The organism is Candidatus Methylobacter oryzae, from assembly GCF_003994235.2.
GTDB classification, from domain to species: domain Bacteria; phylum Pseudomonadota; class Gammaproteobacteria; order Methylococcales; family Methylomonadaceae; genus Methylobacter_A; species Methylobacter_A oryzae.
This window is the reverse complement of record NZ_RYFG02000111.1, coordinates 23228-48251: the sequence shown is the minus strand read 5'-3', so window position 1 is coordinate 48251 and position 25024 is coordinate 23228. Positions and strand designations below refer to the sequence as shown.

The window sequence follows — 25024 nt, the reverse complement described above, 5'->3', positions numbered from 1 at the left end:
TTAGATAACATAAAACTGAGTTGAGCAGCTTGTCTGCTCAAACGAAACTTATGCTCTTTGGGTATAAATTTCAATAGCTTAATTTTCAGTCCATGGATGCCTGAAGATCTCGTCATATTCGCCGGCATTATCGATTGTGATGCAAATGAGAAAATTAATCCTAGCTTCCGTGCTTGCATTGCAAGCGATCAGCAGCGCCAATGCGCAACCCAGGCTTGGCGAAGCTGCCAATAACCCGATGGTCACACGAGCCCTTATGCCGATGATTTATTGCGAAGAGGTTGTGATTAGAGACAATCTATTCCTGCCCAAATACGACAAAAGAATCTGGCCTTTGATTATGGACGGCTGTGGTCCGGAAATCCGTGAATTGCAGGAAGTTTGCGTATTGGTAACCGATTATCAGGACGATGACTGCGACATCATCGCCAACGATTTATTAAGACATCACTATAGGGACATAGTGAACGACATGATTAGAGAAGAAAGAGGGATGTAATTTTTGACCGCGAATGGGTCGGTTTTGAATCAAGGTTGAAACGCAGCCTGTTGTACATTGCCGCCTTTCTACTCTACCATGGCTCCTATTTTACCTAGGAGCAACGATGACAAAATTCAAACCCGTCCTGACTTTTCTTTTTATCGCACTACTTTCAAGCGGCAAGCCTGTTTTTGCCGAGACCGAAACAACGGATGAAGAAATTCATCACGCACAAAACGGCATTGATTGGCCGGGCGTTTATAACGGTTTTACGCCCTGCGACGGTTGCAAAGGCGTTAAAACCACGCTGGCCTTGAACAAAAACAACACTTATATGTTAATCACCCAATACGTCGGCAAATCGGAAAGAGAATTTGTCGAAAAAGGCAAATTTGTCTGGGACGATAAAAGCAGCATCATTTCAATAACGCCCCGCGACAACTCAACGACGCGGCATTATGCTGTCGATGAAAATACGCTGACCCAACTCGACAACAGCGGCAACCGCATCACCGGCAAACTGGCGGATCGCTATATCCTGCGTAGAAACGATATGAAAGACTCTTCAAAGCAACATTCGTCGCATTGAGGTTTAGGCTGTAAGCGCTTGCGAGGCGCAACCGGTATTAATCTCTAACCGGGCAACACCGTACGCTACCGCACAGTATGCGGTAGCAAATCACACCGTCTCGCCCAACTCATTAAAATGAATCTCACGCATCTCATCATCCTCGGTTATCCGCACCGATTTTAAAGCCCCGTCATCGTAATATTGATACCGATGCTCCGATTCAACCTCGCCGTAAACTACTTTTTGGCAAAGCACTATCCTGTCGCGGGCATCGAATTGGCTGCGGTAATAAGTATTTCGATTGTTCAAGCTCTCGCCGGTTATTTCATTGACCAACTTTAACGGCAGCTTGACGCCGCTGTAACTGACAAAATAGCGAAATTCGCTTTGTTGTTCTTGATTCATGATCTGCGTGGCTAAGAAAAAAGGTGGGTGGAGATGATCTCTAAAACTTGGTCCAAGGTCAGGTTTTCGTTTTCGCCGATAATGTTATGCATCGCAATCGGGTATTTCAGGTCTATACCGTAGCGTCCTGAGTTCTGGCCGAATGTGTAGATATAGACGGAAATAGACGGTTCGTTAACCGTGCATAGCTCAATGGCCTTGAAATGCTGCTCTTTGTTATTCAACGCCAGCGTATTTTCACCGTACCGATGCACCAGTTCTAACAACAGCAGCTTCAACGGCGTGTCTTTTTCTATCGCCCAAACGTTCATAAAGTGCTAGATTTTCCTGACAACAACAGGCCGGGCGTAATAATTCAATATCAACAGGTTTTGCACTTTATTGATCAGCCACAGCGAAACCAGCAAACTCAGTACGGCGCTGCCGGCAATCCATAACTCCGCGTTGGCGGTACCGGCGAACCACCAACCGGCGAGGCCGGCACCGCCAAACGAAGCGATTAACGGCGCCAAATACAATAATACCGATGCGCGCAGCAGCAGGTTTTCATCGATAGCGACCATGACTTGATCGCCACTTTTTAGTTGAATATCGCTATCCACCGGCACCGGTTTTTTCTTAAGCACGCTGCCGATTGCGTCGGTGCTGCACGAAGCTTTTTGCATGCAAGCACCGCAGGCGCTGCTTTGTCCGCTTTCGACCCAGACTTGATGGTTTTCAATTTTCACTACGACGGCTAATTCTTCTATCATCGTTATCACCTTTCATTCGCTACGTGGTACATGCCGTAGGGCGTGCCGTGCGCGCCTTTGAAGGCCCACCACGCCCTAGGTATTCGGGATGAATCCACCCAGATGGGCGGCGTTAATCCCAAGCTCTCGCCAACATTTTTAGCCACGCATCCAGCCTTTCCGGCGTCAGGTCTTTTTGATTTTCCTGGTCCAATGCCAAACCGACAAAGCGGTCATCGACGACGGCTTTCGATTTCTTGAAGTTATAACCTTCGGTATCCCATGCGCCGATCATCGTTGCGCCGCATTGTTTAAACTGTTCGTACAAATAAAACATCGCGTCGACAAATTCGACCGGATAGCTTTTTTGATTGCCCAAGCCGTAGATTGCGACGTTTTTGCCGCTAAAATCCTGTCCGGCTAGCGTCGGCAAGAATTCTTCCCAGCTTGCCGTCGCGTTGCCGGTCGATAAACCCGGCAACTGGCCTTCGCCATAAGTGGGAGTTCCCAGAATCAACGTGTCGTACGCCTGCAAATCCGCGACCGCGGCATTGCGGATATTGACCGGCTTGGCGGCGATAGCCGAGCCCAATGCGCTGCTAATGTCTTTTGCAATCCGCCGGGTATTGCCGGTGTCGGTGCCGAAAAAAACGCCTACTTTAGCCATGATGTTTCTCGCTCAATGTCTTGTTTGCTGAATAGACCTTCCAGGTTTTACGGCGGCCGAGACGGCTCCCGGCAGTCCTCGGCATTTCCTCCATCCATGGAAGTCAGAAGTGCTGGAGCCGCCGGGAGCGGAGCGGCTCCAGTAAAAACCTGGAAGCTCTTCTTCGATATTACGACTGAATTTGCAGCAGCCCGCTTGCCTGTTGTTTTTCCTGCCATTGATCCGGCGTGAACGCTTTGACGCTGACTGCGTGCAGCTTGCCGGAAGCCAACGGGTCTTTTAACGTCGCCAGAACCAACTGCTGTTTTTTTACTATCGTTAAATCGTTGAATTGCGCGCTGACCACGGTGATCGTTAAATCGCAGCCCTCCCCTTCGATCATCACTTTGGCGTCGTCAATGCCTTGCTTTACCAGTTGCTCAACTTCGCCGCTACTTAATGCATCGCTTGCCGCTTCGGTCTTTTTCGGCTTGGCGGATTGTAATAACGGTAACAGCGTGCCGTTATTGGACATTTCTTCGATAATATCGCAACCGCCGACCAGCTCTTCGTTGACGAACAATTGCGGATAAGTCGGCCAGTGGGAAATGCTCGGCAATTTCTCACGTATAAACGGCGCTTCCAACACATTCACGTAAGCGTAAGGAATATTGGTTGCATTCAATATGCCGACCGCTTTAGCCGAAAAACCGCATTGCGGATTGCTCGGTACGCCTTTCATGTAAATGATGATCGGCTGGGCTGCCAGTTGAGCGCGGATTTTGTCTTCGGTTCTCATAAGCTTCTCTTTTATCTCGCTCCCACGCGCAGCCCTTCGATAAAGCTCAGGACAGGCGCGGGAACGCCATGATGGGACGCGCTACGTCCTGGGACATTGCGCGTGATTCGCGGCGCAACGCGCCTTTAACTGCATTCCCACGCAGCGCGTGGGAACGAGGTTTTACGCTGGTTCCCAAGCTCCTGCTTGGGAACCGGCACATAATCCGTGTAAATCCGTCCAATCCGTGTTCCATTGTTTATAAATGCTCACACACTACCCAGCCTGTTGCCTGAGTTTTTCAGCCTTTTTTATCAACCTGATCTCGCCTTCACCTTTAACCGCATCGGCATCGACAATGCATTGCTCAACGTCATCGACGGATGGAATGTCGAACATAGTTTTGCGCAATATCTGCTCCATGATGCTGCGTAATCCGCGCGCACCGGTTTCGCGCTCTATAGCTTTTTGGGCGATTTCAACCAGGGCTTCATGCTCGAATTTCAGCTCCACGCCTTCGTAAGCAAACAGTTGCTGATATTGACGCACCAACGCGTTCTTAGGTTCGGTCAGCACCTTGATCAACGAGTCCACATCCAACGGTTCCAACGGCGCCAGTACCGGAAAACGGCCGATAAACTCCGGGATTAAACCGAACTTACGTAAATCGCTCGGCTGCGTCGCATTCAGCATATCTTCCAGAGCCGGTTTCTCAGCGGTATTGCTGACTTCGGCATGAAAGCCGATAGCGGAATTGGTCGGCACCAAGCGTTTTTCGACATGTTTTTCCAGCCCCGGAAACGAACCGCCGGCAATAAACAGGATGTTGCGCGTATCCATCGTTACGTCGCCGTCCTTGTTGCGGCCCTTGGCCGGCACTTTAACGTGCGAACCTTCGACTAACCTCAGCAAAGCCTGTTGCACGCCTTCGCCTGATACATCGCGAGTTCCGGTCTGCTGTTCCGGACTGCGGGCGATTTTATCGATTTCGTCCAGATAAACGATGCCCCATTCCGCATTCGTCATATTGCCTTCCGCGACATCCAGCAGGCGAACCAGGATATTTTCGACGTCGTCGCCGACATAGCCGGCCTGCGTCAGCGTGGTCGCATCGGCAACCACAAACGGTACGCCGACAATTTTCGCCAAGGTGCTGGCCAACAAGGTCTTTCCGGTACCGGACGGGCCGATCAGCAAGATATTCGATTTACCGATTTCCACATCCTTGTCGAACTCGCCCAAGCCGGCATCGCCGCTTTCGTGCCTGAGACGCTTGTAATGGTTGTAAACCGCAACCGCCAATATCTCCTTGGCAAGATGCTGGCCGATGATGTATTGATCGAGATGTTCCTTGATTTTTGCCGGAATAGGCAAGGTGCCCTGCATTTCGGCAAGCTCTTTTTTCCGGCTCCAATTGCTGACGACCTGATGGGCCAACGACACGCAAGCCCCGCAAATATAACCCTCGCTACCGGCAATCAACGGTACCGAAGCGGATTGCTCTATACCGCAAAAAGAACAGTGTTTGGTTTCTTTATCGCTCATTGGCTTTCCTCGGATTCAGGTGTGGCTAAACCGGCGATCCAGGCGCGTTGACAAGCTCGCCGGGCGCGGTCGTTCATAAATTGGCGTATTTTGGGCGTAGCTTTCGCCAGGGATAGGGTTTCGGGCTTTTGTATGCTCTTGCATAACAGCACATGAAAACCGATTTCCGATTTGACCGCATCGCTGACCTCACCCGCTTTTAAAGTAAACAACACTTCATCCAGTTCGGGATAAAGCGTTCCTTTCGACACTACACCCAGCACCCCGCCTTGTAAAGCGGTCGGACATTCCGAATGCTTCAAGGCCAAATCGGCAAATTTGTGCGGTTTCTTGCGCAACTTTTCGGCGATTGCTTGGGCGCGTATTAATGCGGCCTCGGGAGTATTTTCAGCGTAATCAGCGTTGACGCTGATGAAGATATGGCAGGCTTCACGCCGTTCCGGCCGGTGAAATTGATCGGGATGCATGTGGTAATAAATGCCGATGTCGGCGTCGCTGACTGCCGGCGCACGGCTGGCGACCAGCTCCAGTACGGTATTGACCTTGCATTGACGATGCAGCGCCGCCTGTAGGCTGTCCTTGTCGAGCCGGTTTTTTTCCAGATCGCCGACAAAAGCCTCCTCGCTGTCGTAACGGCCGCGAATTTCCTGATAAGCCTGCTGCAATTCCCGGTCGGTAATAATCACGGACGCCGCTTCAGGCGTATTCAATACCCGGCTCTCAATCTTGAACTCGTTTAAAGCTTGAGTTTGCGCTTGCTGCAACTCGGCTTCGGCCAATTCATTCGGCGATTTTTTGAATAAGCTTAAAGCCGCCCTTAGTAAATTGTAAGTTTCCAGCTGGATAGGTTTTTCAATTGCCGTCATATCAAAACTCGGGTTCGTTAAATGACTCGGGGTGTGCCGGGGCAAGCGCCGTCTCGGGCACTTGCAGGACCTTGCCCTGAAAAGCGACGTGGTACTGGATCAATTCGTTGTCCCTGATAACTTTAAAGACTTCGCCTTCGGTGCCTTTTGCAAACAGCACGTTACCCTGAATGCCTAAATCGATCGTGCAAACAACCTTGTCCCTGAATTCAAAGCGGCTCGGGTTCCAGGGTTCGTCGGCGCCTATAAGCTCCTCCAGACGGCAGCCCACCATGCGCCCCTGGGACAGAAAATGCACGGTAAAAATAACCTGGTCTTGCAGAAAAGTGCCGACTTCAATGACGTTGCCGACGCTGCCCCGCCGAACCAACAGCGTGCCGACATCCAAGCCCGGATAAGTGCCGTCGTTACGGACGTTTCTGGTTACCCGTACCGATTCGCCGTACTCAAACCGGCCTTCGTCGAAGCGCTCGGGCCTCATGTTTTTATATCGCTTAAAGAAACAAACGCGGTTTGCGATGCCTCGGCCATTGAAAACACTTTAAATACTTTTTCGGTTTGCGCATCGGATTCAACAAAATCCTGGTAAGCCCGTTGCAACAGTTTGCTGTAAACGGCCTTTTTCGGCTCTTCGTCTTCCGGCATGCCGTCAGCGGCTTTTTGTAGATAATCGTGGAAGCGCTGCAAAATATGCAAGCGGTTCACGTGTACTACGCTGGGTACATATTGCAGTTGAAAATACTGTAGAAAGTCTTCCGCCGATTCCAACTCTTCCATTTCTTCTTCAAAACTCATGGGATTTCTCCGGTAATTAAAGGGGGCCGACTGAAGTGGTATCCTGAAATAACAGGTACAGCGCTAAAAGCACAAACATCACTAAAGGCATGATGGTCATCAATGAATCGGTAAACTCTTTTTTCAACATGATCTTGCTCCAGTTAGTTCTTGAGCCGGCGCAGCACAACTCAAACAATCGTGGTTCAAAAAATATTGGGTCATGCTGCGCTTACCCAACCTGCATCCGTTTTATTCATCAATGCCAATAACCGTGCTTGTTAACTCCGTATCCGCTTTGCGCTTGATCACCAATTCCAATAAGCCCTGAGCGCCGATCCTGTCCTTACTGTCAAGTTCGACCAGCTTTTCAAAAATAGCCTGGCTCAAATCCAGGTTCTCCAAGCGCATGTTTAAAAAACCGATAGCCTTCAGCGTAAACAAATACATCCTGACCTTGGTCAGTAAATCGGCCGGAGCTTCGGTAATATGGCCGATTTGCAGGTCCCGCCAATTTTCAGGAAAAGCGATGCTCGATCCGACCACGACCAGGGCTTTGGTCGTCGCGGCTAAAGCGTCTTCCAGCCGGTGCTGGTAATAATAAAAACGGTTCAATGCGATCAATACATTCAACGACTCGGGGGCCAGAAAATAAGCTTGCAATAAAGACAATTCGGCATCGCCATCGGCATAATTTTCCGACGCCGTTGCGATTAATTCCTCAACGCCGGCAACGTCGGGTTGCTCGAAATACAAGCCCTGCGCTTCAAAATCCAACAGATCCATCTATAACCTCGCCGCCAGTTTTACCGGGCTGTCTTTTTTGGGAATACAAACGCTTTCCGCTTCGCAATGGCCGCAATTTTCTTCGACTGCCACTTTGGATGACTCCGCTTGCTTGGCTTCCAGCTCATCGATACGCTCGATCAAGCAGGCAATCGCCTTGCCGACCGGATCGGGAATCAAATGATGATCCAGGTCGATGCCGTGCCGGTTTTGGATTTGCGCGCCTTTGCTTTGGATCACGCGTCCGGGAATGCCGACCACCGTACAACAAGGCGGAACGTCTTTTATAACCACTGAATTGGCGCCGACGCGGACATTGTTGCCTAACGTGATTGCGCCAAGAATCTTGGCCCCTGAACCGACCAGCACATTATTGCCCAGGGTCGGATGGCGTTTTTCCTTGTTCCAGGTCGTGCCGCCCAGCGTTACGCCGTGATATAAAGTGACGTCGTTGCCGATTTCCGCTGTCTCGCCGATGACCACGCCTAACGCATGGTCGATAAACAAGCGTCTGCCTATCGTCGCGCCGGGATGAATTTCAACGCTGGTAAACATTTTGGTGAATGCGGCCAAAATCCTGGCCGTCAATTTCCACTTTGCTTTCCATAAACGATGGCAAATCCGGTGCATCAACACCGCATGAACGCCCGAATAAGTCAGCAATATTTCCCAAACGCTATGCGCTGCGGGGTCGCGGCCAAAGACGCAGTGAACGTCTTCATGCCATTGGGCAAAAAAACCGAGCGGTGCTTGCGCTTTAGTTTTCATATTATCCGATAGGGCCATAACCATTTCTAAACTCCTGATTGAGTACGGAGGCGATTTTTAATGTCCTCATTCACAGACGGCAAGTCACTGCGATTCACTCTCGTTCCCACGCGCTGCGTGGGAATGCGTTACCGGACGCGCTGCGTCCCGTGTTTGTACTGTATGTTGCACTTAACTCACGGCGCAGCGCGTGGGAACAAGAGATAACAAAAAACAACTAATTCAAACTCCAACTCGTCTTACCTAACTTTGGCGTACCGGGTATCCTGAAAAAAGAACCGGGATAACGATCGTCCTGATCCGGTATTTCCAAAAACTCTTTTACTTCCGGTTCGCTTGACGGCAGTTCTTTATGTTCGTTCATGATGATCGCCCTCTAAAGATTTTGATGAAAAAGATTAAGCTCTTCGGCTCTCGGCGACCTTTTCGTATCGCTGACAAAGCGCCTAACCTGGGTTAATAAGGCTTGCGCCTGAATTCGGCTGACCGCGATGCCTATTTGCTTATAAGCGTGAATCACGCCCTGAGTACCCGAATGCTTGCCGAGCACCAATTGATGGCTGCGCCCGACAATCGCCGGATCTACGCCTTGATAATTGTTCGGGTCTTTTAACAAGCCATCGACATGAATGCCCGCTTCATGGCTGAACACGCTTTTGCCGATCAGGCTTTTCCGGCTGCCGATTGCATCGCCCGATGCACTGGCAACCTGCTCGGAAAGGGCCGGGAAATTTTGCAGATTGATACCCGTTTCAATGCCGTAGAGTTGCTTTAAACCGACCACCACCTCTTCCAATGCCGCATTGCCGGCTCGTTCGCCCAAGCCGTTGACGGTGGTATTGACATGAGTCGCGCCTGCCAACGCCGCTGCCAATGTATTCGCCGTAGCCAAACCCAAATCGTCATGGGCATGCATTTCAATTTCCAGGTCGGTCGCCGCCCTTAGTTTTTTGATCGTCTCGAACACGCCGAACGGTTCCATAATGCCGACCGTATCGGCGAAACGAATCCGGCTTGCTCCAGCCAGTTGCGCGGCTTCGGCCATTTGGACCAGAAAATCAACATCGGCCCGCGAGGCGTCTTCCATGCCGACGCAAACTTCCATTCCCAAGTTTCGCGCTTCCCAGACACAACTGTTTATCGTGTTTAAAACCCATTGCCGGCTTTGTTTAAGCTTGTGCTGAATATGCTGGTCCGAAGCCGAAATCGACAAATCGACTTTATGCACGTTCAAGCCCAGGCAAGCGTGTAAATCATCGCGGCGCATTCTCGACCAGACCAACAGCTTCGAGGATAGACCTAAAGCCGCAATCGCCTTGATCTCGTCCCGTTCCATCGCCCCCATTGCCGGAATGCCGATTTCCAGTTCCGGCACGCCCAATCCCGCCAACTGCGTTGCAATCGCCAGCTTTTCGTCCAGCGAAAAAGCAACACCGGCCGACTGCTCACCGTCGCGGAGCGTGGTGTCGTCGATGATGATAGTGCGGCTCGGTGTTGTCATGGCTCATCTCAAACTATTGGCAAACGTTTAAAAATAGGACCTAATGCCTTTAGTCATGATTAAGCAATATGCTTGCCAATTACTTATGCGGCGAAAATTGCGGGGTGCGGGCCTAGTTTGGAGCAATGCCGACAAGACAATGCAACGCTGGAACAGCAAATTGTCGTAAAGCCGACAAAGTAGCGTGATTATAAAAAGCCAAGTAATAGGCCTTGTCCGCTATAAGCCATTGGCTTACACTGACAGTCATGCTGACCACAATTACAGAGTTGCCCGAATACATCCGCCGCGCCAACGAACTGCTCTCCGAGTCAGAACGCAAGGCCGTCATCGATTATTTGGCTGCTTATCCGCTAAACGGCGACATCATGGAAGGTACCGGCGGCATCCGTAAACTCCGTTGGGCGAGCGGAGGGAAAGGAAAAAGCGGAGGCGTCCGGATTATTTACTATTACCATGATCCGCGCATTCCACTGTATTTACTGACCGTTTTCGGAAAAAACGAAAAATCAAACGTCACAAAATCAGAGCGTAACGAACTTGCCAAGCTGGTTAAACTACTCGTACATAGCGCATTGGAGAGGAAAACATGACTAACGCATTTACAAGCATTGCCCAAGGTTTAAACGAGGCAATCGCCCTTAACGAAGGCAAAGACATTGCCGCGAAAACGCATCGCCCGGAAGAAATTGACGTGGCGCAATTGCGCCATAACTTGGGGCTGACGCAAGCCGATTTTGCCGCTAAATTTTGCATCAGTATCGGCACGCTTCGCCATTGGGAACGCGGCGACCGCAAACCTCACGGCCCAGCATTGGCGTTGCTGCATGTCGTGGCGAAAGAACCGCAAGCTGTGCTGCGGGCTTTGGGATAGTGGAAATTCAACATCGGTTCCGTTATTGAAAAACGCGTTTCAACGTCTGAAACGGTTTTTCAAGCGCAACCCGACACATCCGAATCCCAAACCGAAAACCGCGCGACGTAAAGTATAATGCCCGCCCATATCCACAACTTTTTAAAGGCACCGCCATGCACGTTACCTTAGTCCATGTTCACGTAGATCCCGCCCATATCGACGATTTCATCGCCGCAACCCAACTCAACCATGAAGCTTCGATCCAGGAACCCGGCAACCGCCGCTTCGACATACTGCAATCGCCCGACAATCCGGCCCAGTTCATCTTATATGAAGCCTATGTTTCCGCCGAAGCCGCCGCGGTCCATAAGGAAACCGCCCATTACCTGACCTGGCGCGACACCGTCGCCCCGTGGATGGCCGAGCCGCGCCAAGGCGTCCGTTACAACGGCCTGTTCCCGCAAGGATAATCGCTATGCAATTTTCATCATTCTCGATCTCACGTTTACCGCGCATCAGCTACGGCAGCGGACGCCTCAACGAAGTCCCGGCGCTGGCCGCAAGCTACGGCCGCACTGCCCTGCTGGTCACCGGCAAGCAATCGTTCTGCACGACGCCGCGCTGGCAATCGTTCATCGAAGCGCTGGAAAGCAAAGGCATCAACTGGCTGCATTTCACCGTTTCCGGCGAACCGTCGCCGACGCTGGTCGACGAAGCCGTCAGCCGGTTTCGCAAAGACAACATCGACGTCGTCATCGCAATCGGCGGCGGCAGCGTGCTCGATGCCGCGAAAGCGATAGCCGGACTGTTGCCGCACGGCAATTCGGTCATGGATCATCTTGAAGGCGTCGGCAACAACGTCCCGTATCGCGGTCCCAGCACGCCGTTCATCGCCGTGCCGACCACCGCCGGAACCGGCAGCGAAGCGACCAAAAACGCGGTACTGAGCGTGCAAGGCCCGGACGGCTTCAAAAAATCGTTCCGCGACGAATGCCTGATTCCCGAATACGCGATCATCGACCCGGATTTATTGGCAACCTGCCCGCGCGAACTGGTCGCGGCGGACGGCATGGATGCGTTCACGCAATTGCTGGAATCCTACGTGTCGCTAAAAGCCAACCCGTTCATCGACGCGCTGGCCTGGAGCGGCATGACCGCAGTCAAGGAAGGCTTTTTCGCCGCCTGGGAAGGCAAGGAACCCGAAGCCAGCCACGGCCGCGCGGCGATGGCTTATGCGGCGCTATTGTCCGGTATCACGCTGGCCCAGGTCGGCCTGGGTTCGGTACACGGCCTGGCCTCGCCGCTGGGTGCGTTTTTCCCGATTCCGCACGGCGTCGTTTGCGGAACGCTGGTATCCGTTGCGACCGAGGTCAATATCAACGCAATGCAGCAACGCGAGCCGCAAAATCCGGCATTGGCTAAATACGCGCAAGTCGGGAGATTGCTGATGGGCCGGGATGAACTTGACGATGCCACGGCCCGTTCGTCGTTAATCGCGCTGCTGGCCGAATGGAGCGAACGGCTGCAATTGCCAAGATTGAATGGTTACGGCATTAGCGCGGATGATTTTCAGATGATTGTGGCTAATAGTCGCGGCAGCAGTATGTTGACTAATCCGATTGTGTTGACGGATCAGGAGATTAGGGAGATTTTGGAGCGGAGGGGTTGAGTTAGAGCTATCATAGGATATGCTGAACAAGGTGAAGCGCATCTTTTCGATTGATGCGCTTCGTGCCTCGGCGCATCCTATACACTAATAATTTTCCCACTGAAATCATCAGCTAGTAATATAGATAGACCTAGATAATAATATATTAAGCAGCTCTCATAAATTTTACTGATTACTGTTAATAAATAAGTTAATAATTTACATAGCATAAAGAACAAAGACGAGTTTCTCGTTAATCAGTTATGTCATTCATTCAATTTACATACTAAAAGTTAAGATATGAAGTTTCTTTTTTGGAATATACAAAAGAAGTCATTAATAAATGAAATTGCTGAATTGATTAGTGAATCAAATTGTCAAATATATGCCTTCGCAGAATCATCTGATGAAATAATAGAAGAAACAATAAAACTTCTAATAAAACAATATAATATTGCATGTTATTTATACCCCAACCCAGGGTGTGAAAAGATTAAAATAGTGATTATGGGACAAGTAGAAAATATTACGTTACTAAATCAAAATACACATTATTCTTTAATAAAAATTAGCGGTCAACATAATGAATTAATAGTCTGCTTTGTTCATTTTCCGTCAAAATTGCATCACACACTTAACCAATTAAGAAGAATATCAGAATTACTTCGCAATCAAATATTAGATGAAGAAAATTCAAATGGTATAAGTGACACTCTAGTGATTGGGGACTTTAATGTTGACCCGTTTGAAATGCCGATGATTTCTTTTACAGGAATGGCTGCCACAAATGGTATTAGCTGTAGCCAGCGTGAATCAATAGTGTGCGATGGAGAAGAAAATAGGTTATTTTATAATCCTATGTGGACCCTTTATTCTTCTCATAAAGAAAGACCTGGAACTCACAAATACATTAGAACAGGTGAAGATGTAGTTTCTTGGCATTTCTTGGACCAGGTAATTATCAGGCCTACATTGATAGATAGATTTAAATTTGAATCTTTAAAATTAGTAAAAAAAACAAAAAATTATAATTACTTAAATATTAATCAGGTGCCCAAGTTATCTGATCATTTGCCGTTAATGTGTGAAATAGAATTTTAACAATAGGACAAATTATGAATTTATTTATAGATGGTTTTGATGAGCCGAACGTGAACTTCCCTGATAAATTCTTACTAGAAACAATTAGCGGATTCTCAAATGCTACATTTCAGCTAGCCCAACTTAGCATAATAAGATTAGATTATAGTCAACGGGCACGATCCTATTTAAATACCAACTTTCAGTTTCAAGTTGTTTTATCGAGCGATTACTTAAAAGGATATTCATTCAAAGTTTTCGAATTTGGCTATGACGTAACAATCTATCCTGTCGTAGTAAACTTAGAAGAAACAATCGGCGAAGAACTAGGACTAGAAGCGGATTTCGATAATTGCTATACCCAATTATGTAATGATGAAAATGACTTTAAAGAAACTTTGAGGTCAATTTTTGCAAGCGAACACTTTAAAAAAACAGTAGGCGGGCTTATTAAAATAGCAAAATCAAACACAAACACATAAAACGTAATGCTCAATCGGGGGCAATAGCCCTGGGGGCCTTCTAATCGACAAATTCCGTCATCAATTCCACATCCCTTTATTCCGAATTTGCTACGCCCAGCACACCCGGCATACTAGACCGTTCACGTCCTACACGTTATCATCCACACAGAATTAAACCGGTTTTAAGCCGTGTTGAACGCCCTACCGGTCAAAAACTCAAGCGTTCAAAATTTTCGCGCCATTGCCGGTTTATTTAATCACTGCACATTAGTCAATTCAGGAGTCCAGGTAATGAAAAAACATTTATTCACGCTAACCACATCGGCTTTGTTGTCTTACGCTATGACCGTACAAGCCGATTCGGCGGTTAATGTGCAGATTCTTAGCGCGACTATCAAGGATCAAAAAATCGACAACGCTACGGTGATTTTGCAAAAAAACGGCGAGCAATCCGTTACCGCGCATACGAACGCCCAAGGCCAAGCCGTTATCAACAGCAATATCGGCGACGATAGCGGAGCGTTGTTAATTGTTAAAAAAGAGAATTTTTCCGACCTGGTCGTAAAATGCCCATGCGCGGGCATGACCTATGCAATCAGCCCTGTGATGAGAAATCTTGACGGCATGCGCGTCGTGCTGAACTGGGGAGAAAATCCCAACGACCTGGATTCGCACGTGGTGTATCCGAACAATCATGTTTACTTCGAACACATGAAAGGCACGGATGCAATGCTGGACGTCGACGACACAAGCAGCTTCGGTCCTGAAACCATCACGATTGAACGCAAACACGACGGCGAACGTTATATCTACGCGGTGCATAATTATTCCGACCGAAGCAACCCAAACTCCAATGTCTTATCGGCCAGTCAGGCCAAGGTTTTTGTTTACGTCGGTCAAACCTTAATTAAGACCTACTATGTGCCGCAAAACCAAGCGGGCAATTTATGGGTGGTTTTTGCAGTGACGGAAGCCGGAGATATTCAAGATTTTAATACCATTAAAGGCGTAACCAGCGAAAAACGCCTGCAAACCGAAGAGTTCCAGGGCGTAGCCAATAACACCAGCGTAGCAACGGTCGATTACAGCGCCGACGCCAAAGCAAAGGCTAAAGACTTGAATACGAAAGGCGAACAAGCCTATCACGCGAAAAACTACGACGAAGCCATTCGCAACTATAAAGCGGCTATCGAACTGGACGGCAGCTATGGTCAAGCCTACAGCAACTTAGGCTTGGCATTCCAAAAAGCGAATAACGTTTCCGAAGCATTATGGGCCAACCGTAAAGCGATTGCGCTGGCATCTGGCCCGACCGCGGCGACCGTGCGCGCCGGCACCCACTTCAACAACGGCAGGATATACGAGGACGCGAAGCAATGGGATGACGCATTGCGCGAATATCAATATGCCAAAACCGAAAAAAGCAATCCCGTATACGACAAAGCAATCGCGCGCGTGAAAAAACAGGGAGCCAAATAATGCGGACTATCTGCCTGTTGGCTATTGGCTGGCTATTATCGTTTGCCGGCCATGCCGCCGGTCCCGCAACCATCGCCAAGGTAAATAGACAGCTTTGGCAGGAACCTGTCAATACAACCGCCGGCTTCGATAAGGCTTCGCGCGCGGCGATACTTGTCTACGCGCAAAGTTTGCAGGCTATGCAAAAGCTGTCGGATGCGGACATGAAAGCGGCTTTTAAAATCAAAACCGTCAACCGCACCTCAGCCAACAAATGGCTGAACAAAGAGCTGGCCTTGTCTTTACGCAATTACCAGTCGGCCGCGAAAAATTGCGGGGCCGGCGATTGGACCTGCGTTGGTCATCCGGCGTCAACCGCCGATTTGCTTAAACATGCCGGAAATTTCGGCGCAAGCATCCCTGCAACGATGATCCAATGGCACGACAATTTGCAGCAATTCAGCCGAGCTTATATTGCCGAACAGTTGCGCTTGGCGGCTTTGTTTCCGACCGTGAGCAGTGAAATCGACAATTTTAATGATCGGGAATGGAACGGCGATGACTTTGCCGACCGGCAATTCTTGCTGACTTTTGACGATGGCCCAACCAAGGCGCACGGAGACAGCGATGAGGTATTGCAGATGCTGGCGGCTAATCGCAAAAGCGCGGTGTTTTTTATATTGGGAGAAAATCTGCAAAAACGTTTGACCGCTACCGATGCGAAGACACTGGCCGAACTGTATAAAGGCCAATGCGTCGCTTCACACGGATGGGAGCATCAGTCCCATGCGAAATGGGCCGATTGGCAAGATTCGATTACACGGACGCAAAGCCTGCTGGCAAGCGTGTTACCGAAGCGCGGCAGCGAAAATACCGGTAGTTACCTGCCCTTTTTCCGCCCGCCTTATGGACAGCGAAAAGCCGATAGCGGTCCGTTTTTTCAGCAGCAAGGTTTACAGGTCGCCTTGTGGAACCTGGATTCGCAAGATTGGAACAAGCAAGTCACAGGCGATGAGATTATCGACCGCATGATTACTTTAATGCTGATAAAACGGCATGGCGTGCTGTTGTTCCATGATGTTCATCCTAAAGCCAAAACCGCGTTGCCGGTTTTGTTTTCGGAGCTGGGTAATGCGGTTATGTGGCGTGATTGCGATCAGCCGATGTGACGGTGAATACCGTCTCGCCGCCTAACTGTCGGTTAAATGGTTTAACAGTTTTAAGGGGCACCGAAGGATCGTAAGATATTCTAAGATACGAAGCGCATCGTTGGCGATTGATGCGCTTCATTATGCTCATCGGCATCCTGCCTAGCCCCCCTAGTTGTCTAAGCTCCGCGATGGAGAATTAAAAACTTCTCACTCGCTCAAACGTTTGATCGAGCTAGGATGCCGGATCAGCATCGTCCAATGCCCTTTGTTTTTGTTCAACCAGCCGCGTACTTCCACGTTTTTCCCCAGATAATCGTTGACGTCCGGAAACAAATCCAGCCACTGGCTCTGGATACGCGCGTCGAACATATCGGAGAATTTCAGGTACACCGACTTGCCGGTGTTGCGAATATCGACCACCTTGCCGACCAGCCGGGTCCAGCCCGGATGCCCAGCTTCGGTCAGGCCGGCGGCCGGCATAGTCGCATATTCCGGCCGCCCCCAAATGCCGAGCTTTGCCCGCTCAGCCTTCTCCTGCGCCTGCACCAGTTCGGACTCGTACAGCAGGTTCGGAGGAAAAATACTGACCGACGCCAATCCCGCGGCCACCAGTTGCAAGTTAATATGCTCTTTGTTTTCGGTGAACAGGTGCGCCAACATCCTGCCGTAATCGTCGGTTTTTTCGGCACCGGCCTCCAACCGGACTTTGGTATCTTGCAGCTTGTCTACCAGCCAGCGTTTGGCTTCGTAGCCGCCGGCATCGGCCGGTTTGTCCCTGTGCCGGATCTCGGGCGTGTTGATGCCCAGCAGCCGAATTCTGCGGCCATCCTCCAGCACCACGGTATCGCCGTCGTAAACCGTCTTGACCCGGAAAAACTCATGGCCCGCCGGCTTGATGTCGAGTATTTTCTCGTCGATGACTTTTGCATCGGCAACAGGCCGGTCGGAAAAATGCTTGCGGCCGTCCGCGTCCTGCCATTGGTAAATCTCGGCATGAGCCCAGCCGGACAGGCTTAACAGCAAAATCCATAATATCCTGATTTTCATCAATTCAACTCCGCATCGAGCTCTTGCATATCCAACTTGTTTTCCCATTTGGCCACGACCACCGTAGAGGCGCCGTTGCCGATTAAATTAGTCAATGCGGGCTTCGAACATGAAACGTTTTATACCCAGGATCAGCGGCAGGCTTGATGCAGCTCAACTCTTACAGCTTGACCATGATGCCCAGCAATACCGATTCCTACGACGAATAACCCAACACGATCAACAATTCGCTCTTGATATAAGCGATGATCTTCAGGCGCGCTAACGGCAACAACGAAACAGCAACAAAGCCCACACTGGTTAACGAAGCTCAGCTTCCCGATACGGGAAGCTGGAGCTCTCGTTGTTATACACAAGTACGTTCAAGATCATCATTTGGTATGAATGCTGGAATGGCTCGAATGTAGGCCGGAATACCCACAGGGCACAAGTAAGTCCGCCCGGCGACAACAAGGGAGGGTATTTCCGGCAATCGGAGTGCCGGAAAAACTTCCGCTCCTGCTCACGCTCCTTGCCTACATCCATGTAGGCAACACCAGTTCTCGCTACCTTGGGAACTAGCAAACGCACCTTAGCAAAACCTATCTTAAAACCCCAGCCGGCGAAGAATAACTATCCAACACCTGCACATAATTAGCCCTTTCATACGCGCAAGGATCGATTGCATGTTGCTGGCTGACGCTGCCTTTGAGCTGGTCGACCGACTCGTATTCGTGCTCGGCCAGCCATTGTTGCAACTCGGCCAATATCTCGCCCAAACGGCCGGTGCCGTGTTTCAGCAAGACGCTGCACAATTGCACGACGTCGGCGCCGGCCAGCAGCGCTTTGATGACATCCGGCGTTTGGTGGAAGCCGCCGGTGACGGCCAGCGACAAGTTGGTGCGGCCGTACAACAACGCGGTCCAGCGTATTCGCATTAACGCTTCGGCCGACGGCGACAGTTCCAGTTTCGGCACGACTTCCAGCGTTTCCAGGTCGATGTCTGGCTGGTAGAAACGGTTGAACAGCGCGATGCCGTCGGCGCCGGCCGCTTCCAAGCGCTTGGCGAAATGAATCGGCGAACTGAACTGCGACGACAGTTTCATCACAATCGGCACGCTGACCTGCTCTTTCAACTCCTGCAAGATGTCCAGGTAGCGGTTCTCGACATCCTCGCCACTTTCGTCGGCGTTCGCGGCCAGATGGTAAATATTCAATTCCAGCGCGTCGGCGCCGGCCTGTTGCAATTGCTTGCCGTATTCGACCCAGCCGCTCAGCGACGTTCCGTTCAAGCTGGCGATGACCGGAATCGCCAACGCCGATTTCAGTTGCTGCAAATGCTCCAGGTATTGCTCCTGGTAAGTCTGGAAATTGCCCGGCACCGGATGGAACGAATCCGATTCATTGTGTCCTATGGCTTGGTTATAAAAAAACCGGTCCATTTGCTGCGTTTCGGCTTCGATTTTTTCCTCGAACAGCGAATACATCACCAGCGCCGACGCGCCGGCGTCTTCCAGTTTGCGCGCCGTGTCCAAGTCCTTGCTCAACGGCGACGCCGACGGCACCAACGGGTTAGCCAGTTTCAAGCCTATGTAATCAGTCGTTAAATCAACCATTGTCGGTCTCCTTGGCAGTTTCGCTTTTGAGTTGAGCTTTTACCGCTGAAACGCTGGTCGATTCGCTCCAGTCCAGTTCAGACAGTTGTTTGTAATAGCGGTAGCGGTTTTGCACATCTTGCTGCGCTTGCTCCAGGAAGCGCTCGGCATCGTCCGGATGGGTTTGCCACAGCATGTTGAAGCGGGTTTCGGTTTTGACGAAATCGCGGTACGGGATCGACGGTTCCGGCGAATCCAGGTGCATCGGGTTCTTGCCGTCCTTGATCTTGCTCGGGTCGAACCGGAACAACGGCCAATGCCCGCTTTTGACGGCCAGGTTTTGCTGGCGGTGGTTGTTCGACATATCGACGCCGTGCGCGATGCAAGGCGCGTAAGCGATGATGATAGCCGGGCCGTCGTGCGCTTCGGCTTCCAGGAACGCGTTCAAGGTTTGCGTGTCTTTGCCGGCGTAAGCGACGTGGGCGACGTAGACGTTGTTGTAATCCATCGCCAGCAACGCCAGGTCTTTTTTCGCCGTGGCCTTGCCGCCGGCCGAGAATTTGGCGACCGCGCCCAGCGGCGTCGATTTGGACGTTTGCCCGCCGGTGTTCGAGTAAACTTCGGTGTCCAGCACCAGGATGTTGACGTTGCGGCCGCTAGCCAAAACGTGGTCCAGGCCGCCGTAGCCGATGTCGTAAGCCCAGCCGTCGCCGCCGATGATCCAGACGCTTTTCTTGCACAAGTTGTCGGCCAGTTGCAACAGGTTTTGGGCTTGCGGCCCGTCTACGGTTTGCAAGCGTTGCTTCAATGCGGCGACGCGCTCGCGCTGCTCGTAAATGCCGGCTTCATCGGACTGGTCTGCGCTCAAAATCGCATCGGCCAGCTCGCCGCCGATTTGCTCGCGCAACGCAGCCAGCAGTTCCTTGGCGTATTCGGTTTGTTTATCCAACGAAATCCGCATGCCTAAACCGAATTCGGCGTTGTCCTCAAACAGCGAGTTGCTCCACGCCGGTCCGCGGCCTTCCGAGTTTTTAGTCCACGGCGTCGTCGGCAGGTTGCCGCCGTAAATCGAGGAGCAACCGGTCGCGTTGGCGACGATCATGCGGTCGCCGAACAATTGCGACGCCAGTTTGATATACGCCGTTTCGCCGCAACCGACGCAGGCGCCGGAAAATTCGAACAGCGGCTGCAATACCATCGAGCCTTTGATGGTGTTGGTTTTTAACAGCTTGCGGTCGTATTCCGGAATCGACAGGAAGAAATCCCAGTTTTTGCTTTCGACTTCGCGCAGCGGCGGTTGCGGCTGCATGTTGATCGCTTTGCGGCTGGCGTTGGCTTTGTCGCGGATCGGGCAAATATCGACGCACAAGGTACAGCCGGTGCAATCTTCCGGCGCGACTTGGTAGGTGATCGACAAACCGGGCGGGAAATCCTTGCCCAGCATCGCCGCGTGCTTGAATGTCGGCGGCGCATTGTCGAGCATCTCGTTCGGGTAAATTTTGCTGCGGATCACCGCGTGCGGGCAGACCATCGCGCATTTGCCGCATTGCGTGCACAAATCGGTTTCCCAAACCGGGATTTCCAGCGCCAGGTTGCGTTTTTCGTATGCCGCGGTGCCGGTCGGGAACGTGCCGTCGATCGGCATCGCGCTGACCGGCAACGCATCGCCGCGGCCGGCGATGATTTCGCCGGTGACGCGTTTGATAAAGTCGGGTGCGCTGTCGCCGATGCGGGATTGAATATCGAAGCTGCTGCTGACCGCCGCCGGCAATTGCACTTCATGCAGGCTGGCCAAGGTTTCGTCAATGGCCTTGAAATTCAGCTCGACGATGCGCTGGCCTTTTTTGCCGTAGGTTTTTTCGACTGCGTGCTTGATGTCGGCAATCGCCTTTTCTTGCGGCAACACGCCGGAAATCGCGAAAAAACAGGTCTGCATGATCGTGTTGATGCGCTTGCCCATGCCGGTTTTTTCGGCGACCGCGTAGCCGTCGATGACGTAAAAGCGGATTTTCTTTTCGATCATTTGCCGCTGCATTTTCGCCGGCAACGAATCCCAAACTTTGTCGGCTGGTTCCGGCGAGTTCAACAAAAACACCGCGTTGTCGGCCGCATTATCGAGCATGTCGTAGCGTTCCAGGAAAATCGCCTGATGGCAGCCGATGAACTTGGCGTCGTTCTCGCCGATCAGGTAGCTGGAACGGATCGGTTTCGGCCCGAAGCGCAGGTGCGATACGGTCACCGCGCCGGATTTTTTCGAGTCGTAAACAAAGTAACCTTGGGCGTGCCAATCGGTCGCTTCGCCGATGATTTTAATCGTGTTTTTGTTCGCGCTGACGGTGCCGTCGCTGCCCAGGCCGTAGAACATGGCCTGGAAGGTGTCGGCATGGGCGTCGGTGCGGTAGGACGTATCCCAAGCCAGGCTGGTGTGGGTGACGTCGTCGTTGATGCCGATGGTGAAATGGTTTTTCGGCTGCGCCTGCTTCAGTTCGTCGAACACGGCTTTGATCATGCCCGGCGTGAATTCCTTGGACGACAAGCCGTAGCGGCCGCCGACGACTTTCGGCAATTGCGCAAACTTCGGCGCATCGCCGGAAAAATCCTGGGCCAGCGCGCTGAGTACGTCTTTGTATAATGGTTCGCCGTCGGCGCCGGGCTCCTTGGTCCTATCCAGCACCGCGATTTTCTTGCAGCTCGCCGGCAGCGCGGCAATCAGGCTGGCGGCATCGAACGGCCGGAACAGGCGCACTTTCAGCAAGCCGACCGGCTCGCCTTGGCGGTTCAGGTAATCCAGCGTTTCGGCGGCGGCTTCGGCGCCCGAGCCCATCATTACAACGACGCGTTCGGCATTGGGTTCGCCTACGTATTCGAATAAACGGTATGAGCGTCCGGTCAGCTTCGCGAACCGGTCCATCGCGCGCTGGACGATACCCGGCATTGCGTCGTAATAAGCGTTGACCGTCTCCCGAGCCTGGAAATAAACGTCGGGGTTCTGCGCCGTGCCGCGCAATACCGGATTGTCCGACGTCAATGCGCGGCTGCGGTGCGCGGCGATCCATTCGTCATTGATCATCGCGCGCATGATGTCGTCGTCCAACGCGACGATTTTAGCGACTTCGTGCGAAGTCCTGAAACCGTCGAAAAAGTGCATCAGCGGCACGCGGCTTTCCAGAGACGCGGCATGGGCGATCAGTGCAAAATCCATGACTTCCTGAGGCGAGTTGGAGCAGAGCATGCCAAAACCCGTCATCCGCGCCGACATCACGTCGCTGTGGTCGCCGAAAATCGACAGGCCCTGGCAAGCCAGCGAGCGAGCGGCGATATGGAACACGGCGGGCGACAGTTCGCCGGCGATTTTGTACATATTGGGCAGCATCAGCAGCAACCCCTGGGACGCGGTGAACGTCGTCGCCAGCGATCCGGCCTGCAACGCGCCGTGGATTGCGCCGGCGGCTCCGGCCTCGCTTTGCATTTCGGTCACTTGCGGCACCGTGCCCCATAAATTGGTTTGCCCGCGCGACGACCATTCGTCGGCCCATTCGCCCATGTTCGACGACGGCGTTATCGGATAAATGGCAATGACTTCGTTGAGCTTATGGGCCACCGTCGCGGCGGCCTGGTTTCCATCGATTGTAAGTGTCTGCTGATTTTGCATTAGAACCCCTCATGGAATAAAAGTTGTACCTGCCCTCTTCTTTTATAATAATTTTAAGGCTCGGAAGTTAGGCATAATTGACAGTACAGAATATGATGATTGAAAGCAAGCCCGAGCGCTGCCGATCTGTGCTCTGGCGGATATTAATTTTGCAAGAACGTTGTATGCTCGTCCCAACTAATTCAATTGAGGTGTAAGCCATGAACGATAAACAACTGATTGCCAAACATGCCGCCGACCAAGTAGCCGACGGGATGCTGGTTGGACTGGGCACCGGTTCGACTGCGAACTATTTTATTGAGGAACTGGCGCATCGTAGCCGCGAACAGTGCCTTAAAGTCAGCACGGTCTCAAGCTCGATTGTCAGCGCGAGTAAAGCACAACAATTAGGCCTCCCGATAATGGGTTTCGAACAAGTTAGCCATGTCGATCTGTATGTCGATGGCGCCGATGAAGTATCGCCGGAATTAACTTTGCTGAAAGGCCAAGGCGCGGACCTGGTCCGCGAAAAATTATTGGCAACCGCTTGCGACCGTTTTTTGGTATTGATTGAATCCAACAAGCTGGTTCAGCGTATTGGCCAGCGTTTTCCGATTCCGATTGAAGTGATGCCGTTTGCGTGGCAACTGGTTAAAAAACTGCTGGAAGCGAACGGAGGGCACGGCGATCTACGGCAAAATGCCAGTAAAAACGGTTTCATTATAAGCTCTGCCGGCAATTTGATCTTGGATATGAACTTCGGCGCGCATATCGATGCAAAAACGCTGAACGAAACTTTAAACGGCATTCCCGGCATCGTTGAGCATGGTATTTTTTACGGATTGGCGACGACGGTTTTAATCGGCGTTAACGGTGAAGTAGAAGAGCGGCAGGCGAGCCTTTAACTGCGCTGTCCACAAAAAACACGAAAAGCACGAAAAAATATCCGGTTAGACCTTCCAGGTTTAAAAAACCTGGAAGGTCTGTTTAATGTCAGGCTTCTTGCCTAACCTTAGATCAAGGACGGTTGTCATGACGACTGCCTGCGGACAACTGTCTATGACGATAGGCACAAGAGCCTGGGAACGATGGGGTTTAACTATGTTCGTGCCTTTCGTGTTTTTCGTGGACAATAACTTCCCCAGGTTTGCACTACAGCCCAATCAATCTCCGCCAAGCAAATTACCCAAACCGCCCAGAATCGAACCTTCATCCTGCTGCCTGCCCCCGCCTTGCGGTGCGGCTGACAACATCCGTCCCGCCAGTCGAGAAAACGGCAGACTTTGCAGCCACACTGTGCCGGGGCCGGTTAATCTGGCAAAAAACAAGCCTTCGCCGCCGAACAACATCGTCTTGATGCCGCTTGCCTGTTGGATGTCGAAATCGACGCCGGCTGTCATTGCGGCCAGACAGCCGGTATCGACATGCAATGTTTCACCATAGTCCAGTTCTATTTTTTGCAGGCAACCGCCGGCATGGACGAATACCCAGCCGTCGCCTTCCAGCTTTTGCATGACAAAACCTTCGCCGCCGAACAGCCCGGTCAGAACACGGCGCTGGAAATGAATGCCCACCTGCACGCCTTTGGCCGCGGCCAAAAAGCTGTCTTTTTGGCAAATCAGTTTTCTATCGTAATCTTTCAGGTTCAATGCCAGGATAGTGCCCGGATAAGGCGCGGCGAAGGCTACTTTGCCTTTGCGCTGCGCGGTTTGCGTAAACACGGTAATAAACAGGCTTTCATTGGTCAGCAAGCGCTTACCGGCACCCAACAATAAGCCCATGATTCCGGCCTGCTGCGAATCCGAACCATCCCCAAAAACCGTCTCCATTTTTACGTCCGCGCTTTTGTACATCATCGCTCCGGCTTCGGCGACTGCGCTTTCATTCGGGTCCAATTCGATTTCAACAAACTGCATTTCATGGCCGAATATTTTGAAATCAATACCCTCGGTTACCAAGTGCCCACCAAAACCATTCGAAGCCTGGGCAGCAGGCGGCTGCGCCGCGACCGCTTGGGCGGAAGCAGGCAATGCGGCCGGCTTCGGCGACATCATCGCTGGAGGCGTAGGCGGAAAAGGCGTCACGCCGTCTTTTTTCATCGGCCTGATTTCAACTGCTTCATAGACCGGAATCCAGTCGGGCAAGCCTTGACGCCAGCAGTAAGCGCCCTGATGTTCACGGGCAAACGTTTTTGCATAATCCAGCGCATAAGGCCCGCTGGTGACGTTTTCAAAAGAGAAGAACCATTCATTCATAGTATTGT

At 51.5% G+C, this 25024-nt stretch carries 28 protein-coding genes; 11 read left to right on the top strand and 17 right to left on the bottom strand.

Annotated elements, in window-relative coordinates:
• Positions 1-145: 145 nt before the first annotated feature.
• Both EKO24_RS16435 and EKO24_RS16430 read left to right on the top strand, forming a co-directional pair.
• Entirely contained in the window at positions 146-499 is a 354-nt protein-coding gene (locus tag EKO24_RS16435; RefSeq protein ID WP_127027836.1) for a hypothetical protein, read from the top strand.
• A gap of 106 nt (positions 500-605) precedes the next feature.
• Positions 606-1070, top strand: a complete 465-nt coding sequence (locus tag EKO24_RS16430; protein ID WP_127027837.1) for a copper resistance protein NlpE — start codon at positions 606-608, stop codon at positions 1068-1070.
• 90 nt (positions 1071-1160) lie between these two features.
• On the opposite strand, the gene EKO24_RS16425 is transcribed toward EKO24_RS16430, so the two are convergent.
• The 13 genes from EKO24_RS16425 to nifV form a co-directional block, all read right to left on the bottom strand.
• On the bottom strand, positions 1161-1457 hold the full coding sequence (locus EKO24_RS16425; RefSeq protein WP_127027838.1) for a DUF6156 family protein: 297 nt from the start codon (positions 1455-1457) through the stop codon (positions 1161-1163).
• Positions 1458-1468: 11 nt separating this feature from the next.
• Positions 1469-1768, bottom strand: coding sequence for a hypothetical protein (locus EKO24_RS16420; RefSeq protein ID WP_127027839.1), 300 nt, complete (start codon positions 1766-1768; stop codon positions 1469-1471).
• 6 nt (positions 1769-1774) lie between these two features.
• Positions 1775-2209 (bottom strand): SoxR reducing system RseC family protein, encoded by a 435-nt coding sequence (locus EKO24_RS16415; protein ID WP_127027840.1) that lies wholly within the window; start codon positions 2207-2209, stop codon positions 1775-1777.
• Between the two features lie 112 nt (positions 2210-2321).
• Positions 2322-2855: a flavodoxin gene (locus EKO24_RS16410; protein WP_127027841.1), complete on the bottom strand. Its 534-nt coding sequence runs from the start codon at positions 2853-2855 to the stop codon at positions 2322-2324.
• Between the two features lie 169 nt (positions 2856-3024).
• Positions 3025-3633 (bottom strand): Grx4 family monothiol glutaredoxin, encoded by a 609-nt coding sequence (grxD, locus tag EKO24_RS16405; protein ID WP_127027842.1) that lies wholly within the window; start codon positions 3631-3633, stop codon positions 3025-3027.
• A 255-nt stretch (positions 3634-3888) separates the two neighbouring features.
• Positions 3889-5157, bottom strand: a complete 1269-nt coding sequence (gene clpX / locus EKO24_RS16400; RefSeq protein ID WP_127027843.1) for an ATP-dependent Clp protease ATP-binding subunit ClpX — start codon at positions 5155-5157, stop codon at positions 3889-3891.
• Positions 5154-6023 (bottom strand): nitrogen fixation protein NifM, encoded by an 870-nt coding sequence (gene nifM / locus EKO24_RS16395; RefSeq protein WP_127027844.1) that lies wholly within the window; start codon positions 6021-6023, stop codon positions 5154-5156. The genes clpX and nifM overlap by 4 nt, the downstream gene beginning before the upstream one ends.
• 1 nt (position 6024) lies before the next feature.
• Entirely contained in the window at positions 6025-6504 is a 480-nt protein-coding gene (locus EKO24_RS16390; protein ID WP_127027845.1) for a nitrogen fixation protein NifZ, read from the bottom strand.
• Positions 6501-6818 carry a nitrogenase-stabilizing/protective protein NifW gene (gene nifW, locus EKO24_RS16385; protein WP_127027846.1) on the bottom strand — a complete coding sequence of 106 codons (318 nt, stop codon included), beginning with the start codon at positions 6816-6818 and terminating at the stop codon, positions 6501-6503. Before nifW ends, EKO24_RS16390 begins: the two co-directional genes overlap by 4 nt.
• Before the next feature lie 231 nt (positions 6819-7049).
• On the bottom strand, positions 7050-7583 hold the full coding sequence (locus tag EKO24_RS16380; RefSeq protein WP_127027847.1) for a hypothetical protein: 534 nt from the start codon (positions 7581-7583) through the stop codon (positions 7050-7052).
• On the bottom strand, positions 7584-8375 hold the full coding sequence (gene cysE / locus EKO24_RS16375) for a serine O-acetyltransferase (RefSeq protein ID WP_127027848.1): 792 nt from the start codon (positions 8373-8375) through the stop codon (positions 7584-7586).
• A gap of 193 nt (positions 8376-8568) precedes the next feature.
• Positions 8569-8715 (bottom strand): hypothetical protein, encoded by a 147-nt coding sequence (locus tag EKO24_RS22655; protein WP_162853367.1) that lies wholly within the window; start codon positions 8713-8715, stop codon positions 8569-8571.
• A gap of 12 nt (positions 8716-8727) precedes the next feature.
• Complete coding sequence (nifV, locus tag EKO24_RS16370) at positions 8728-9852, bottom strand: homocitrate synthase (protein WP_127027849.1); 1125 nt, start codon at positions 9850-9852, stop codon at positions 8728-8730.
• A gap of 248 nt (positions 9853-10100) precedes the next feature.
• Between nifV and EKO24_RS16365 the strand changes: the two genes are divergently transcribed.
• The 8 genes from EKO24_RS16365 (at position 10101) to EKO24_RS16330 (ending at position 16527) form a co-directional block, all read left to right on the top strand.
• A complete protein-coding gene (locus EKO24_RS16365; RefSeq protein ID WP_127027850.1) occupies positions 10101-10445 on the top strand; it encodes a type II toxin-antitoxin system RelE/ParE family toxin in 345 nt (114 codons plus the stop codon).
• Positions 10442-10726, top strand: a complete 285-nt coding sequence (locus tag EKO24_RS16360) for a helix-turn-helix domain-containing protein (protein ID WP_127027851.1) — start codon at positions 10442-10444, stop codon at positions 10724-10726. Before EKO24_RS16365 ends, EKO24_RS16360 begins: the two co-directional genes overlap by 4 nt.
• A 155-nt stretch (positions 10727-10881) precedes the next feature.
• Positions 10882-11178 carry an antibiotic biosynthesis monooxygenase gene (locus tag EKO24_RS16355; RefSeq protein WP_127027852.1) on the top strand — a complete coding sequence of 99 codons (297 nt, stop codon included), beginning with the start codon at positions 10882-10884 and terminating at the stop codon, positions 11176-11178.
• A gap of 5 nt (positions 11179-11183) precedes the next feature.
• Entirely contained in the window at positions 11184-12377 is a 1194-nt protein-coding gene (locus EKO24_RS16350; RefSeq protein WP_127027853.1) for an iron-containing alcohol dehydrogenase, read from the top strand.
• Positions 12378-12656: 279 nt separating this feature from the next.
• Positions 12657-13457 (top strand): hypothetical protein, encoded by an 801-nt coding sequence (locus EKO24_RS16345; protein WP_127027854.1) that lies wholly within the window; start codon positions 12657-12659, stop codon positions 13455-13457.
• 14 nt (positions 13458-13471) lie between these two features.
• Positions 13472-13918: a hypothetical protein gene (locus EKO24_RS16340; RefSeq protein ID WP_127027855.1), complete on the top strand. Its 447-nt coding sequence runs from the start codon at positions 13472-13474 to the stop codon at positions 13916-13918.
• A 273-nt stretch (positions 13919-14191) separates the two neighbouring features.
• On the top strand, positions 14192-15379 hold the full coding sequence (locus EKO24_RS16335; protein WP_127027856.1) for a tetratricopeptide repeat protein: 1188 nt from the start codon (positions 14192-14194) through the stop codon (positions 15377-15379).
• Positions 15379-16527 carry a polysaccharide deacetylase family protein gene (locus EKO24_RS16330; protein ID WP_127027857.1) on the top strand — a complete coding sequence of 383 codons (1149 nt, stop codon included), beginning with the start codon at positions 15379-15381 and terminating at the stop codon, positions 16525-16527. The genes EKO24_RS16335 and EKO24_RS16330 overlap by 1 nt, the downstream gene beginning before the upstream one ends.
• 189 nt (positions 16528-16716) lie before the next feature.
• On the opposite strand, the gene EKO24_RS16325 is transcribed toward EKO24_RS16330, so the two are convergent.
• The 3 genes from EKO24_RS16325 to nifJ all read right to left on the bottom strand — a co-directional run bounded on the left by EKO24_RS16325 (position 16717) and on the right by nifJ (position 22782).
• Positions 16717-17556, bottom strand: coding sequence for a thermonuclease family protein (locus EKO24_RS16325; RefSeq protein WP_338324015.1), 840 nt, complete (start codon positions 17554-17556; stop codon positions 16717-16719).
• A 581-nt stretch (positions 17557-18137) separates the two neighbouring features.
• A complete protein-coding gene (locus tag EKO24_RS16315) occupies positions 18138-19151 on the bottom strand; it encodes a dihydroorotate dehydrogenase-like protein (protein WP_127027858.1) in 1014 nt (337 codons plus the stop codon).
• Positions 19144-22782 (bottom strand): pyruvate:ferredoxin (flavodoxin) oxidoreductase, encoded by a 3639-nt coding sequence (nifJ, locus tag EKO24_RS16310; RefSeq protein ID WP_127027859.1) that lies wholly within the window; start codon positions 22780-22782, stop codon positions 19144-19146. Before nifJ ends, EKO24_RS16315 begins: the two co-directional genes overlap by 8 nt.
• Positions 22783-22982: 200 nt before the next feature.
• On the opposite strand from nifJ, the gene rpiA reads away from it, so the two are divergent.
• Positions 22983-23666 (top strand): ribose-5-phosphate isomerase RpiA, encoded by a 684-nt coding sequence (rpiA, locus tag EKO24_RS16305; protein ID WP_127027860.1) that lies wholly within the window; start codon positions 22983-22985, stop codon positions 23664-23666.
• Between the two features lie 258 nt (positions 23667-23924).
• On the opposite strand, the gene EKO24_RS16300 is transcribed toward rpiA, so the two are convergent.
• Positions 23925-25016, bottom strand: coding sequence for a TIGR00266 family protein (locus EKO24_RS16300; protein WP_127027861.1), 1092 nt, complete (start codon positions 25014-25016; stop codon positions 23925-23927).
• Positions 25017-25024 lie beyond the last annotated feature (8 nt).